At 67.8% G+C, this 14,835-nt stretch carries 11 protein-coding genes; 7 read left to right on the plus strand and 4 right to left on the minus strand.

Annotated features, from left to right (window positions below):
• Window positions 1–116: 116 nt before the first annotated feature.
• Window positions 117–1,010 (plus strand): dihydrodipicolinate synthase family protein, encoded by an 894-nt coding sequence (locus ACIQTX_RS14960; protein WP_402973440.1) that lies wholly within the window; start codon window positions 117–119, stop codon window positions 1,008–1,010.
• Window positions 1,007–1,726: an SDR family NAD(P)-dependent oxidoreductase gene (locus ACIQTX_RS14965; RefSeq protein ID WP_402973443.1), complete on the plus strand. Its 720-nt coding sequence runs from the start codon at window positions 1,007–1,009 to the stop codon at window positions 1,724–1,726. The genes ACIQTX_RS14960 and ACIQTX_RS14965 overlap by 4 nt, the downstream gene beginning before the upstream one ends.
• Window positions 1,727–1,878: 152 nt before the next feature.
• Here ACIQTX_RS14965 and ACIQTX_RS14970 read toward each other — a convergent pair whose 3' ends face one another.
• Genes ACIQTX_RS14970 through ACIQTX_RS14980 form a run of 3 tightly spaced genes read right to left on the minus strand, consistent with a single transcriptional unit; the run spans window position 1,879 to window position 5,037 of the window.
• Window positions 1,879–3,192, minus strand: coding sequence for a hypothetical protein (locus ACIQTX_RS14970; protein WP_402973445.1), 1,314 nt, complete (start codon window positions 3,190–3,192; stop codon window positions 1,879–1,881).
• A 49-nt stretch (window positions 3,193–3,241) separates the two neighbouring features.
• Window positions 3,242–4,099: a carbohydrate ABC transporter permease gene (locus tag ACIQTX_RS14975; protein ID WP_051251218.1), complete on the minus strand. Its 858-nt coding sequence runs from the start codon at window positions 4,097–4,099 to the stop codon at window positions 3,242–3,244.
• Complete coding sequence (locus ACIQTX_RS14980) at window positions 4,099–5,037, minus strand: carbohydrate ABC transporter permease (protein ID WP_051251216.1); 939 nt, start codon at window positions 5,035–5,037, stop codon at window positions 4,099–4,101. Before ACIQTX_RS14980 ends, ACIQTX_RS14975 begins: the two co-directional genes overlap by 1 nt.
• 229 nt (window positions 5,038–5,266) lie before the next feature.
• Between ACIQTX_RS14980 and ACIQTX_RS14985 the strand changes: the two genes are divergently transcribed.
• Window positions 5,267–6,070, plus strand: a complete 804-nt coding sequence (locus tag ACIQTX_RS14985; RefSeq protein ID WP_105526786.1) for an IclR family transcriptional regulator — start codon at window positions 5,267–5,269, stop codon at window positions 6,068–6,070.
• A 90-nt stretch (window positions 6,071–6,160) separates the two neighbouring features.
• The gene (locus ACIQTX_RS14990; RefSeq protein WP_402973451.1) at window positions 6,161–7,321 is read left to right on the plus strand and encodes a mandelate racemase/muconate lactonizing enzyme family protein; all 1,161 of its coding nucleotides are present in this window, start codon (window positions 6,161–6,163) and stop codon (window positions 7,319–7,321) included.
• A gap of 91 nt (window positions 7,322–7,412) precedes the next feature.
• On the opposite strand, the gene ACIQTX_RS14995 is transcribed toward ACIQTX_RS14990, so the two are convergent.
• The gene (locus tag ACIQTX_RS14995) at window positions 7,413–11,423 is read right to left on the minus strand and encodes a hypothetical protein (RefSeq protein ID WP_402973454.1); all 4,011 of its coding nucleotides are present in this window, start codon (window positions 11,421–11,423) and stop codon (window positions 7,413–7,415) included.
• A gap of 124 nt (window positions 11,424–11,547) precedes the next feature.
• Between ACIQTX_RS14995 and ACIQTX_RS15000 the strand changes: the two genes are divergently transcribed.
• From ACIQTX_RS15000 to ACIQTX_RS15010, 3 genes are all read left to right on the plus strand, one after another.
• Window positions 11,548–12,513 (plus strand): acetylxylan esterase, encoded by a 966-nt coding sequence (locus tag ACIQTX_RS15000; protein WP_402973457.1) that lies wholly within the window; start codon window positions 11,548–11,550, stop codon window positions 12,511–12,513.
• Between the two features lie 66 nt (window positions 12,514–12,579).
• On the plus strand, window positions 12,580–13,308 hold the full coding sequence (locus ACIQTX_RS15005; RefSeq protein ID WP_028503472.1) for a response regulator transcription factor: 729 nt from the start codon (window positions 12,580–12,582) through the stop codon (window positions 13,306–13,308).
• 26 nt (window positions 13,309–13,334) lie between these two features.
• A complete protein-coding gene (locus tag ACIQTX_RS15010) occupies window positions 13,335–14,834 on the plus strand; it encodes a sensor histidine kinase (protein WP_402973460.1) in 1,500 nt (499 codons plus the stop codon).
• Window position 14,835: the final 1 nt, after the last annotated feature.

Genomic DNA, 14,835 nt, shown 5'->3' on the forward strand with positions numbered 1-14,835 from the left:
AGCTCGTAACCGTTATGTGGCAGACTATCTCACAATATGCATAACACTTGCGAGAAATGTGGACACACGATGATGAAGCGGGGAAACAGCTGATGGCTCCGACACTCCACGGCTTGATGCCCATCCTGGCAACTCCTTTCGACGAGTCGGGCGCCCTCGACCGCGAAAGCCTGCGCCGACTGGTCGAGTTCCAGCTCGCATCCGGGGTCGACGGCGTCGCCGTCTTCGGCATGGCCAGCGAGGGCTTCGCCCTCACCACTGACGAGCGGCGCACGATCCTGGACGACGTCGTCCGCGTGGTCGACGGCCGGATCCCCGTGATCGCCGGCGTCAACGGCACCTCCACGGCGACCTCGATCGAGCAGGCGCTCCTCGCGGAAGAGGGCGGCGCGAACGCGCTCATGGTGCTGCCGCCGTTCATGGTGAAGCCGCCGGCAGGGACGCTCGTGGACTTCTACGGCGACGTCGCCGACGCCACCTCCCTCTCGGTCATGGTGCAGGACGCCCCCGGGGTCACCGGTGTCGTGATGGCGCCGGCGCTGATCGCCGAGATCGCCCGCCTGGAGGGCGTAGACTCCGTCAAGGTCGAAGCGCCGCCGACCGCCCCCAAGGTCGGCGCCGTCGTCTCGGCGATCGACGACCCGGACTTCGCGGTGCTCGGCGGACAGAACGCGCAGTTCTGCCTGGAGGAGTACGCCAGGGGCGCCGTCGGCACGATGCCGGCCTGCGAGTTCCCCGACCTGCTCGGTCCGGTGCTCGCGCAGTTCGTGGAGGGGCGCGTCGACGAGGCGCGCGCCGAGTTCCGTCGTATGCTCCCTCTCGTGCTCATCGGTCTGCAGGGCGGCATCGCGTGGGCGGTGCACAAGGAGATTCTCGTCGCGCGCGGCATCATCGACCACGCGACCGTGCGCTATCCGGCCTCGCGGCTGGACGCCGGCAGCCGCGCATCGGTCAAGCTCGTGATCGACGAGCTCGCCCTTCCGCCGATCCCCGCCACGGTGCGCGTGTGACCCGCCGCGGCGTGTTGCTGATCGGCGGCAGCTCCGACATCGGTCTCGCGATCGCCCGCGCCTTCTCCGACGGCGGCGATGCCGTCGTCGGAGTGGGGCTCGAGGAGTCGTCGGATCCGGTCTTCGAGCGGTACCTCGTCGCGGACTGCAGCAGGCCCGAGGCGGCCGACCGCGCCGTCGCCGATGCGGAGCAGGCGCTGGGTCGACTCGACCTCGTCGTGCTCGCGGCCGGCCGCATGCCGATCGCGCGCGCGGAAGCCACGAGCGACGAGGACTGGCGCGGCGCGCTGGGCGCCACTCTCGACTCGGCGTTCTTCGTGGCGAGGGCGGCACTGCCACGCCTCACGCGGGGCTCGTCGATCGTCGCCGTGACCTCGGTCAACTCGTCGCTCGCAGCCCCCGCCCTGCCGGCCTACGCGGCCGCCAAGGCGGGCGTCGACGGCCTCATCCGACAGCTGGCTCTCGACTACGGCCCCCAGGGCATCCGCGTCAACGCCGTGCAGCCGGGGAGCATCTCAGCGATAGACACCGGCGAGAGCGAGGGCTACCCCCTCGGACGCATCGGCCGGCCGGAGGAGGTGGCCTCGGTCGTCGCGTTCCTCGCCTCCGACGCCGCGTCCTTCATCACCGGAGCATCGATCCCCGTCGACGGCGGCCTGTCCATCTCGTCCCCCGCCGCCTGGCTGAAGCCCGTACTGCGCGACCGCTGGCTCTGAACCGCCGGTTCGCACGATGAAGGCCGCGTCCCCGTGTCGGGACGCGGCCTTCATCGTGGTTCTTGTACCTCGCCGCGGACGTACGAATCGCGTGAATGGCCGCGTCCCCGGTGGGAACACGACCATTCACGCGATTCGAAGCAGTTGGCAGGTCAGGAGTTGGCGTCGAGCAGCCCCTGCACTTCCTTCTTCAGGGCGTTGAGGCCGGCCTGCGCCTCGACCTGACCGGCGAGGATCGTCGCGACACCAGCGCCGATGGCGGCGTCGATCTGGGCCGTGACGGCGACGCGGTCCCATGCGGCCCCGCGAGCGTGCTCGGAGACCTCGGTGCGGAACGCGCCCTGGAACTTGTCGGCCGCGAGAGCGGGGATCTTGTCAGCCACGCTCTTGGCGGCAGGAGCGACCGCCGAGTTCTCGTAGAGCGCGGTCGCTGCCTCGACGTTGGTCGCCGCGTAGAGGATGAAGTCACGGCTCGTGAGCTCGCCCTCGCCAGCCGTCGCGAAGACACCGCTGCCCCAGGCCCGGTTGAACGAGTCCTTGCCACCGACGGTCGGGCGCGAGATGGCACCGATGTTGTCGATGATGTCCTGCGCCGCGCCGTTCGTCTTGACGAAGGTCGACGCGAGCGGTGCGTCGTCGTACAGGGCTGCCCTGCCACTCGCGAACAGGATGCGGGCATCGCTGCGCGCCACGTTCGTCTGTGTGAGGCCGGCATCCTGCAGCGACTTGTACCAGGTGACGGCCTTGACGCTCTCGGCGTCTCCCAGGGTGCACTTCAGGTCGTCGGTGACGACGTCGCTGCCGAAGCCCCACATCCACGGCACGGCGTCCTTGAGGTCCGGGTTCTTGGTGACCGCCGCGTACGGGATCAGCGAGGAGTCCTGCTTCTTGATCTTCTCGAGCGCGGTGGCGAACTGCTCCACGGTCATGCCCGACTTGATGCCGACGCTCTTCGCGATCTCGCCGTTGGTGATGATGCCGATGCCGGCAGCCGTCAGCGGCAGCACGAGCAGCTTGCCGTCCATCGTGTAGGAGTCGAGCACACCCTGCGGGATGCCCAGCCCCTTGGCGAGGTCGGTGAGGTCTGCGAGCACGTTCATCGGGGTGAGCACCTGCCACCCGCCGGACTGACCGACACCCATGAGGTTGCCGGAGCGTCCGGTCAGGGCCAGCTGCGTGGCTGCCTGGTCGTACGGGTAGATGACCGGGGCGACCTTGACGCCCTCCTGCTTCGAGAAGCCGTCGAGGATCCCCTGCCACGCCGACTTCAGGGCCTCCTCGCCGAGCGAGTTGCCGTAGAAGTTGATGGTCTTGGCCTTGGTCGCGGCTGCGGCCGTGGCACCGGCGCCGGTGCCGGGGGCAGCGGGCGTCGCACAGCCGGCGAGCGCGAGCGCTCCGAACGCGGCGAGGACGGTACCGCCTCCGAGGAAGGCTCGGCGGCTCAGCTGCGAGTTCGAGATGTTCATGAGGAGTGCTCCTTCGGGATGAGGGGGACGAGCTGTTCGGGACGCATGACTACCCCTTGACCGCTCCGGCCGCGAGGCCGGAGACGAAGTAGCGCTGCAGGAGGACGAAGATGATGACGAGCGGGAGGGAGGTGATGAGCGATGCCGCCATCAGCGCCGGCCAGTCGGCCGTGCCTTCTCGGATGAACGCCTGGGTCAGTCCCGCCGGAAGCGTCTGCTTGTCGGGGCCGGCGAGCGTGAGCGCGAAGAGGAGATCGCTCCAGCCGCGCATGAAGGCGAACATGCCCGCAGTGATGAGACCGGGGACCACGAGCGGGAACACGATGCGGAACATCGTCCCGGTGCGCGAGAGTCCGTCCACCTTCGCAGCCTCGAGGATGTCATCGGGAAGGGCGTCGATGATGCCCTTCAGCAGGAACACCGCGAGCGGCAGCGTGAAAGTCGTGAACGAGATGATCAGCGCCGTGTAGGTGTAGAGCAGTCCGGCCGAGCTCAGCATCAGGTACAGCGAGATGAGCAGCAGGGCACCGGGGATCAGCTGTCCGATGAGGAACATGAACATGATGGCGTTGCGTCCGCGGTAGCGGAACTTCGAGAGCGAGTACGCCATCAGACCGCCGACCAGGACCGCGAGCAGAGCGGTGCCGGTGGAGACGATGATGCTGTTCAGGAGGTTCTTCAGCAGCAGGTCGTTCTGGAAGAAGCCGACGAAGTTCTCGATCGTCGGATTGACCGGGAAGAACGGACGATCCGCGGAGAAGACGTCTTCCTTCCTCGTGAACGCGGTCGCCGTGAGCCAGTAGACCGGCAGCAGGCCGAACAGGGCCAGCAGCAGGAGCAGGACGCGTCCCGGGATGGACAGGTGGGGGCGGATGATCGACTCCCCGACATCACGACTACGGCGCATCACTTCTCCAGCCGACGGTTGAGGAACAGGTATCCGCTCGTGATGATCGCGAGCAGGACGAGCCAGAGGGCACCCATCGCGGAAGCCTTGCCGAGTTCGTAGCTGCCGAACGCGAGATCGTAGAGGCTCACCGCGAGCGTCGTCGTCGAGTTGCCCGGCCCGCCGCCCGTCATCACGAAGATCGTGTCGAAGTTGCCGAAGTTGTAGATGAACTCCAGCACCGCGACGAGCGTGACGGGGCCGGCGATGTGCGGCAGCGAGATGTGACGGAACCGCTGCGCGCGGGTTGCTCCGTCGATCGTGGCGGCCTCGATCTGCTCGCTCGGCAGTGTCTGGAGCACGGCGAGGGCGACGACCATGATCCACGGGAACGAGTGCCAGGTCTTGGCGATGACGACGGCGGCCATGGCACCGGTCGGAGTGCCGAGCATGCTGATCTCGGGTAGTCCGAAGGTTGCGAGGACGTGGTTGACCACGCCGTAGCTGTCATTGAAGATCCACGCCCAGAGGAAGGAGACGACGACACCGGGCAGCAGCCACGGGAGCATCAGAGCACCGCGCAGGATGTTGCGGCCACGCATGCGGGCGTTCAGCAGCAACGCGAGTGCCACACCGAGCACGAGGGGGAAGACCGTCGCGAGCGAGGCGAACACGAGAGTCGTGCCGAGTCGGGCGAAGAACTCCTCCCAGACGGCCGCATAGTTGTCGAGGCCGACGAAGGTGCGCTCCGGGCGTAGCAGCGACTGATCGAAGAGGCTCGTGAAGATGCTCGACACGAGGGGGAAGATCGCGATCACGAGGAACAGGAGGACCGCGGGAAGTGCGATCATGAATCCGAAGGTGCGATCCTTCGCGCCCAGCGTGGAGCGTCGCCCTGAGCGTGGCTCGACGGCCTTCTGCTCGCTCTCGGCGGGCCGCTCGAGTATGGCTTGTTGCATTGCAGTCACTTTCCCGTAGAGACGACCCCGCGTGGGGCCCTGCGCATCGTCGTCACAGTCGTCGACGTCGACGTGGGGCTATTCAACCACAATGCGGATGCGAAATCCACAAAATGCATAAGACACCCACATTTGTGTTGCTCGAAGCCATTTCACTGAATAGGATGACTGGCAGCGGCGACCAGCCGCAGCGTCGCATCCGCGGCGGCAGTACTGAGGAGGAGTGACCATGGCATCGGAATCGGTGGGCGGCACCCAGACCGTCGAACGAGCGATGTCGTTGCTCGCATGCTTCACCGAAGAGGCGGGTGAGCTCAGGGTCTCCGAACTCTGCACCCTCACGGGGCTCGGCCAGTCCACCGTCTCGCGCATGATGTCGGCGCTCGACCGCATGAGGTTCGTGGTGCAGGACGCCCGCACCGGGCTCTACCGCCTCGGCCCCGCTGCCGTGGCGCTCGGCACGATCGCCCTCAACGGCTCGCCCATCTTCCGCGCCTCGCGGCAGATCGCGCAGAACCTCGCCCGCAAGATCGAGATCGGCGTGAACGTCGCTGAGCTCAGCGGCTTCACCTTCACCTACCTCTGCAACTTCGAGGGTGCGCTCGCGCCCAAGTCGTTCGCGATGGCAGGGCGCACCGGTCCGTTGCATGCGACCGGGATCGGCAAGGCACTGCTCTCCGGTATGACCGACGAGCAGGTGGACGAGTACTTCGCGCAGACGCCCCAGCGCTTCACCCCGCACACGATCGTCGACCGCGCCGCGATGCAGATCGCCCTCGACGAGTCGCGCAGCCGCGGCTACGCGACCGAGATCGAGGAGCTCGCATTCGGCCGCGCGTGCATCGCCGCCCCCATCCGCAATCGCGCGGGAGAGATCGTCGCCGGCCTCTCGGCGAGCGGGCCTCTCTCGGTGCTGGATCTGCACGCCTCTCACCAGGAACTCGCCCTGCAGCTGATCGAGGCCGCCGACGAGATCTCCGTCGCCCTCGGGTACAGCCCCTCCCGCACCGCATCGGCGTTCGCGGCGCTCTGATCCCCGCCGCGACGCCTCGCGACCCTCTGATCCCCTGACCGCGGCACCCCGCCGCCGGCCGCTCGACCATCGATGTCTTTGGAGACCCCTGTGAAGATCACGCGCGTCCAGACCTTCCCGCTGTACCTCTCGAAGGAGGAGGCGAACAACTCCTATGCAGGCGACACCGCGGTCGACCACCGCGGATACGTGATCCGACCGCCGTGGCGGAGCCTGTACTCCCCCGGCTACGAGACGCTGCTCGTGAAGATCGAGACCGATGAAGGCCTCGTCGGCTGGGGAGAGGCCCTCGCTCCGGTCGCGCCGGTCGTTGCCGCAGCGATCGTCGACAACCTGCTCACCCCGCTCATCATCGGCGAGGACCCGCGCTCGGTGCGCACGCTCTGGCACCGTATGACCGAGTCGATGCGTGAGCGCGGACACCTCACCGGCCACCAGGCCGACGCCATGGCGGCCGTCGACATCGCCCTGTGGGACCTCTGGGGTCACGCCACCGGCCTCTCGGTCTCCGAACTCGCCGGCGGACGCTTCCACGAGGTGCTGCCGACCTACGTCTCGGGGATCCGCGGCGTGGATGACGTCGAGCGCGCCGAGAAGACAGCCGAGCTCGTCGAAGGCGGCGTGCGCCGCATCAAGCTGCACCTCGGCGTCGACATCCGCACCGACCTCGCCACCTATGACGCGGTGCGGGGAGTGCACCCCGAGCTCGACGTCGCGCTCGACGCGCACTGGACCTACCAGCTCGGCGAGGCACGCACTCTCGGCCGCGAGCTCGACGAGCGCAAGGCATGGTTCTTCGAGGCGCCGCTGGCTCCCGAAGACGTCGAGGGGCACCGTGACCTCGCGACCGCGCTCGCCACCCCGATCGCGGTGGGCGAGGCGATGCGCAGCCGCTTCGAGTTCACCGACTGGCTCACCCGTCGCGCTGTCGGACTCACGCAGCCCGACATCGGCCGCACCGGCATCACCGAGGGCCTCGCGATCGCGGCGGTCGCCGACGCGTTCCACGTGCAGGTCGCCCCGCACCACTCGGCCGCCTTCGGCATCGCGATGGCTGCCGGCGTGCACGTCGCGGCGAGCGCCGCCTCGCTCCTCGCGTTCGAGTACCAGCCGTTCACTCTCCCGGTCGCCAACCGCCTGCTCACGACACCGCTCGAGGTGCGCGCCGACGGCGGGTTCATCGTCCCGACCGGACCCGGGCTCGGCGTCACGGTCGACGAAGATGCGATCAAGGAGTACGTCCGGCACTGACGCCTCTTCTCGTCTCGACCACGAACGGGTGGGTGGGACCGGATTCCTTCCGGTCCCACCCACCCGTTCGTCATTGGTGTCGCGGGTCGTGTCAGTCGCCGACGCGGACGAACTGCGCGGCGCTGACACGGTGGATGCTCGTGTTGCGCACCTCGAGCCGCACGGTTCCGGTGGCATCAGCGCCGTAGCGGAAGGTACCGAGCGAGCGCCAGGCCGCGGCCCCCTCCGTCTGGTTCACGATCACCTCGGTGCTGCCGCTCTGATGCCCGACGATGTACGCAGCAGAGGTCGTCGTGGTGGCGTTCGTCGGATACCAGACCGAGACGCGATACAGCCCCGCCTGCGGCAGGTGCGCGTTCCAGGTCACCGTGCTGCCCACCGAATCGGAGTCGCTGTAGCGAGTGCGCGTGCCGTTCCATCCGGACAACCCGCTGGGGTACCAGTTGCCGGCCTCGAGGTAGCCGGGCCACGGAGACTGGGTGTGCGCGATCACACCTTCATCAGCGATCCGCACGAGCACTCCGCGACGCAGGGTCTGATCCAACCGCGCCTCGAACCGAGTCGAAGTGCCTGGCGCGACGCCCGATCCGGCGGTCACCGTCCAGGTGTGGGTCAGATCCGACCTCGGCGGCACCGTGATGGTGGTGCTCTGCTGCCCGACGCTCCACCCGGTGAGGCCATAGAGCGCGAGGGTTCCCTGCAGCGGGGTCACCCCGGTGTTGATGACCAGAGCGGTCAGCTTGGCGACCGCTCCCGGCCCGCTGACGATCTCGACGTCGGACGTCAGCGACACCAGCCGGCGCCGGTCGATCACCTCGATCGCGGCGGGCCGCAGCGTCACAGGGTCCTCTCCCGCGATCGACAGCTTCGCCTTGACCTCGACCTCGCCGAGCGCTGCTGCTGCCGCGATCACGACCGCGGACTCGACCCGCGCCGAACCCTGTGCCGGCACGGAGATCGAAGGGACGGTGCCCTCCAGCTGCCAACCCGACGGCAGGGTCACCGCCACGGTTCCGGTGATCGGGTCGTCGGTCGCGTTGCGCACCTCGATGATCAGCGGGACGCGGTCGCCCGCGGTTCCGGTCGCCTGTGCGATGACGTCGCCCGCGAGCCCCGGGTTCGCGCCGCTGATCCGTCCGGGAAGCTGCAGCGTGACCTCGGGCGTCGTCGATCCTCCCGAGGTGATCGTGTATCTGAAGGTCTTGGTGAGGTCGTCGACCGGGATCGTCCACTCGAACGGATACGCCTTCTGCGGAGCCTGCTGCACGGACTGTGTGCCGATGCGGTACGACAGCGTGGCCTGCTGCTCCGTGTCGATCTGCACATAGGCGTCGTAGCCCTGCCGGTCTGGACGCACCAGGAGCATCCCCCGCGCGATGCCGTACTCGGTCGCAGGATCGGAGTCGATCTCGTGGAAGCTGTCGCGACCGTGGTCGGCGATGTCGTCGAGCGGCAGCCCCGGCCGCTGTACCTCGACGTTGCGCACGACGAGGGCCACCAGTCCGTGGGCGGGCACCGTGACGGTGACCCGGCCGGTCTGGGCAGCCGTAGTCGAGCGCGCGCCGTTCGAGGCGACCAGCTCGACCGCGGTCGAGGAGCTGCGGGGCAGCCCGGTCAGATCGGTGGCGAGATCGACGACCACCTGCTGCGCAGTACCGGCGGAGTTGGTGAGACTCAGGTACAGGGCCCCGTTGCCGACGCCGCCGATCCAGTTGATCAGCGGGTTGTCGAGCGTGACCAGCCCCTCGGGGAGATACGGCCATACGCCGGCCTCGCCGAAGAACGTTCCGGGCGCGTGCCCGTAGGCGAAGAACTTGAAGTACGCGAAGTCCGCCTCGAACACGTGCGGGAACTCGATGGCGCCGCCGCTTCGATAGAAGCTCTCGCTGATCAGGTAGTCCATCGCGAGGCCGAGCTGGGCCGGAGCGTGATGGAAGTAGTACCCGGTGATCCCCACCGGACCACTCGTCGCGAAGTCGGGCTTCATGTGCGCGACCTGGAACTGGCGTCCGTAGTAGCCGGGGTAGGTCGTGAAGCGGCCGATCACCATGTTGTGCGCGATGTCGGCGAGCAGCTCGTCTCCGGTGTGATGAGCCAGGCGCAGCAGGGCCCCCGCCCAGCACGGGTTGAACACGTAGCCGCCGCCGGGATTCGTGAGCGTGCTGGTGCCGAGCTTGAACGACGACAGCGCCTCGAACGTCAGGCCGGAGGGCGAGACGTACCAGGCCGGAACCGTCTCGGCGGGTGCGTTCGTCGTCGGGTACGACGGAAGCGAGGAGCGCGACTCCCAGTCGTACTGCTGCTTGATCACGGACCCGACAGGCACGGTGACGTTCGTGTCGGGGACCGGGCGCACCGCGGTCTGCGTGATGAAGCGCTGCACCTCGCGGTAGGCCCCGTCGAGGAACTCGGCCTCGCCCGTCGCCTCGAACATCTCCAACAGGTCGACCCAGTACTTCGAGAAGCTGTAGGCGAATCCGCCGGGCGGCTGCCCGTTGCTGCGATACGGGGTGAGGATCTGCTCCTGCGAGTACCGCCGGGCGATCAGCGTGGCCTCCGCGAGATACGCCGGATCCCCGGTGACGCGATAGGTCGCCAGCGCGTTCGAGAACGGCGCCCTGCTCTGGCCGACGACACCGGCCTTGGTCGCCTGCACCGCGAGCCGTTGGATGCCGGCGTTGCGGCCGTGGGTGAGCTGGTACAGCGATGCGAGGTTCACGGCATCGGTGGGGATCCTCCCGATCCGGTACTGCGTCGTGTCGTTGTAGACCGGGCTGCCGATCATCGGGGAGTGCCCGATCCCCTTGCGGGAGAGCTGATACTCCACGAGCGGCCGCGCACGGCGGTCGTAGAGGGTGCTGTCGGCAGTACCCGTCAGGTAGTGCGCCGCGAGCACCACACCACTGGCTGCGGCACGGACGGCATCCTCGTTCTCCACGTCGACGAAGCCCTTGGCGCGGTTCCACCACCCCGAGTAGGAGGGGATGTAGTCGACCGAGTCGTCTCCGCTCGGCTCCACGGCGATCAGCGCCGTCATCGCGTGCACGGCATCCGTCAGCGAGCGGTCGTAGACGTTGTGGCGGTACGCGGTCAGGCCGTACTCGTTCCGGCACAGCTGCGTATAGGTGCCGTACAGGGTGTCGGCGCGGGACGCGATCCCGAACGCGAAGCCGCGCTGCTCGCCGACCGCCATCGCCGTGCGCAGCCCCGGCTGCGGCGAGTACATCGACGGCACGATGTCGAGGCTGTCGTTGCGCAGGCTCATCCCGTAGGGCTGCCGGTCCGACATCAGCTGTCGCTCGTGCACGAACTCGGCCACCTCGGCCGGCAGGTAGACCCCCGAGGTCACGGCGACATCTCCCACGGAGTACTGGGTCAGCGCCATCGGCGCGAAGAGCTCCCACGCGCCCAGGGGCGCCGAGCCGTCGAGCACCGAGAGCGCATGCTGGTACGAGCCGCACAGCACCTCGTCGAGATCGTCGAGCGATCTGGCGTCCTGGCTCTGATAACCGACGATGTAGTCGCCGGCGGTCTTCGCCGTGAGCACGTAGTGCGCCTCCGGGTTGGCCCCTTCCAACCGCCACCGCACGACGAGGTCGAAATCGTCCGTACTCGTGGTCAGCTCGATCGCCTGCGGACCGAGCAGCTGATAGGAGGTGAATCCGAGCCAGCTCGGCGTCAACGGGCCGTAGAGCTCGGGCGCACTCCCCGCCGGCAGCGTCCCCTCCAGCACGAGCCACTGCTCGTCGAAGCGGTGGGCGGCATCGGTGATCTGCAGCCAGCCGCCGTTGTGTTTGACCTCCAGGTCGCGCACGATGCTCGCGCCGCCGTCCCAGGTCGCCTGGAAGAACGTCATCCGATGGTTCTGTCCGACCAATTGGGCGACCTGTGTGACGGCCAGATTGGGCTTGTCCAGGCGACGGAGCGCATCCGCATAGGCGCCACCGGTCGTCGTGAGCTCCGTGGCCGCGGCAGGAGCGAGCCCGGATTGCGATCCGAGCACCGGGGGAAGCACCCCGGCGATCACCAGCATGCGCAGCACGGAGCGGCGGCTCCACAGCAGGGGGTTCTCTTCGGCTCCATTGCCAGCTATTGAATCCATGATCCACATACTGCAATTCATATGCGATCATGTCAATGGATCCGCCTCACCGGCCCCCGACGCCGCTCCCCCGCGCTGCGCCGGTAGCGTCGACGGGCAGGCCCTTTCAGAAAGGAAGACCGCGGTGACACAGGACTCTCCCGAGGAACTGACGGAGTACTCATTGAGCACTCTGCTGACCCCGCCGGCACCACCGACGGAGCCCGACGACTTCGACGATTTCTGGGAGTCGACGTTCCAGGAGTTCGGCGTCGGCCCCGTCGCGTGGGAGTTCGCTCAGGACATCGCCCCCACCCCGACGCATCGCATCGCCGAGATCCGCTTCCATTCCTCCGCCGAAGAGCAGGCCGTCGCCTACGCGATGGTGCCGCACTCGATCGCGGATGCGCGTCGGGGCCTCGTGGTCGGACACGGCTATGGCGGCCGCACCGGCCCAGACCTCGACCGCGTGCCGGCCGACACCGCCGCGATCTTCCCGGTCGCACCCGGGACACATGCGGGCATCCGCAGCCGATTCCCCGCTCTCCCCGACGAGCACGTGCTCTCCGGCATCGCGCACCGTGACACCTACTCGCACCGCTTCAGCGCGGCGGACATCTGGCGCGCGGCGACCGTCCTCCTCGACATGGTGCCCACCGTCACCGGAGCGCTGGACTTCAGCGGTGGAAGCTTCGGCGGCGGGATCGGGGCGATGGCCCTCCCCTGGGACGCGCGGTTCCGCCGCGCCGCCCTGGACGTGCCGAGCTTCGGCGACCACGATGTGCGTCTGACGCGGCCATGCACCGGCAGCGGAGAAGCCGTCCGTCAGCACGTGCGCCGCCACCCCGAGGCGCGACCCGTGCTCGACTACTTCGACGCGGCGATCGCGGCACGACGCCTGCGTCTTCCCGTGCACGTCAGCGCCGCCGTGCTCGACCCCGCCGTCGATCCTCGCGGGCAGTTCGCGGTCTATCACGCCCTCACCGGACCGCGACGTCTCGGCGTGCGCGCCAACGGACACCTGGCGGGTCCGATCGGAGAGCAGTCGGATCGGCTCGCGCTCCAGGACGGCATCGACTTCCTCGCGCTGCCCGACGAACGCCTCTCTTGAGCGACTCTCAGACAACGCATAGCGATCTCCATAGAAATCGCATAGGAGATTCCGCAGAATAGAGGCATGACCAGCGACCTGCCCGAACTGCGCCGTCCCGACGGCTCCCCCCTGCGCATCCTCGCCGTCGATGACGAGCAGATGCTGACCGACCTGCTCGCGATGGCACTGCGCATGGAGGGCTGGGAGGTGCGAACCGCATCCTCCGGAATGGAGGCTCTCCAGGTCGCACGCGAGTTCGAGCCCGATGCGCTCGTGCTCGACATCATGATGCCCGACCTCGATGGGATGTCGGTGCTCAAGCGGCTCCGCGAGGCCGGCAACCTGGTTCCGGTCCTGTTCCTCACCGCGAAGGATGCCGTGGGCGATCGCGTCGCCGGCCTCACCGCGGGCGGCGACGACTACGTCACCAAACCCTTCAGCCTCGAAGAGGTGATCGCCCGACTGCGGGCGATCATCCGCCGTACCGGTCACGCCACCGCCGATGACGGCCAGTCGATCCTGCGCGTCGCCGACCTCACCCTCAACGAGGACAGCCACGAGGTCGTACGCGACGGCACCGAGATCGAGCTCACCGCGACCGAGTTCGAACTGCTGCGCTACCTCATGCGCAACGAGCGTCGCGTGCTGTCGAAGGCGCAGATCCTCGACCGTGTGTGGAGCTACGACTTCGGCGGCAAGTCCTCCGTCGTCGAGCTGTACATCTCGTACCTGCGCAAGAAGATCGATGCCGGACGCACGCCGCTCCTGCACACCGTCCGCGGCGTCGGCTACATGATCAAGGCCCCGCAGTGAGCTCAGCGACGATGAAGAGGCGACCGATGAGCCTGCAGACACGGCTGATGACCGCCGTGATCGGGTTCGTATCGCTGATCCTCATCATCGTCGCCGTGATCACCAGTGCGACGCTGGGCAAGACCATGGAGGACCAGCTCGACCAGAAGCTGAACACGGCAGCGCACAAGGTGGCGAACATGACCACAGCCATCGCTCCGTCATCCGCCACCGCGCAGAACATCCTGAAGACCCCCATCGAGCCATCGGCCGGAATGCTGCTCTTCGTCTCGAGTCCGGTGACCGGCTACAGCGGCGCCGTAGTAGCGAACACACCGGGAGACGAACTCACCGGAACCCTGCAGGCGCTCAGCAGAGCGCAATTGGCCGAGATCATCGTCGCGTTGAAAGACACCTCCGTCGCGACGGTGGAGCTCACGGACCTCGGCTCATATCGCGTCATGGCTCTGCCCACGAACACGGGCGTCGTGGTGGTCACCGGACTCCCCCGTGACGAGATCCAGAGCCAGCTCACGCAGCTGCTCACCGTGATCGCGCTCGCGACGATCGGCGGTCTGATCCTGCTCGCTCTGACCACAGCCATTACCATCCGGGTGAGCCTGCGACCGCTTCGCGCCGTCGCCATGACGGCGACCAGAGTGGCCAACCAACAACTCGACCGCGGTGAGGTGACCATCACCGAGCGTGTACCGGCATCCGAAGCAGATCCGCGTACCGAGACCGGAATCGTCGGGGCCTCACTCAACAAGCTGCTCGATCACGTGAACGCCTCGCTCGCGTCACGTCAGGAGAACGAGGAGCGGATGCGCCGCTTCGTCGCCGATGCCAGCCATGAGCTGCGCACCCCACTCGCCTCCATTCGCGGCTACTCGGAGCTGTCGCTGCGTGCCCTCCATCAGACGAGCACCCAGGATCAGCGTCCGGAGGTCATCGAAAGCACGACGACGTCACTGGAGCGCATCCAGGCCCAGTCGTTGCGGATGACCCGACTCGTGGAGGACCTGCTGCTGCTGGCCCGACTCGACGAGGGACGGGAGCTGGTCTACAGCACGGTCGACCTCGCACAGCTGGCGCTCGAAGGCCTCTCGGATGCGCGCCCCACCGCAGTCGATCACCACTGGAACATCGAGGTGCCGGACGAGCCCGTCACCATCGTGGGCGACGCCGGGCGAATGCACCAGGTCGTCGCGAACCTGCTGGCGAATGCGCGCACGCACACACCGGCCGGGACGACCATCACCCTCAGCGTCGCGCAGGAAGGCGACGAAGCAGTGCTGCGCGTGCACGACGACGGTCCGGGGATCGATCCCGCCATCCGGGACGAACTGTTCGCCCGCTTCGCCAGGGCTGACACCTCACGGGCACGCCAGACCGGCGGTACCGGACTCGGGCTCGCGATCGCCAAGGCCATCGTCGAAGGCCACCACGGCTTCATCACCGTGTCCAGCGAACCCGGCGACACGACCTTCACCGTCCGCATCCCGAAGAACCCGGCAGCGTCCAGCGACGCCGCCCCGGAAGCCTGAC

The organism is Microbacterium sp. NPDC090281 (assembly GCF_044769635.1).
In the GTDB taxonomy this organism is placed as follows: domain Bacteria; phylum Actinomycetota; class Actinomycetes; order Actinomycetales; family Microbacteriaceae; genus Microbacterium.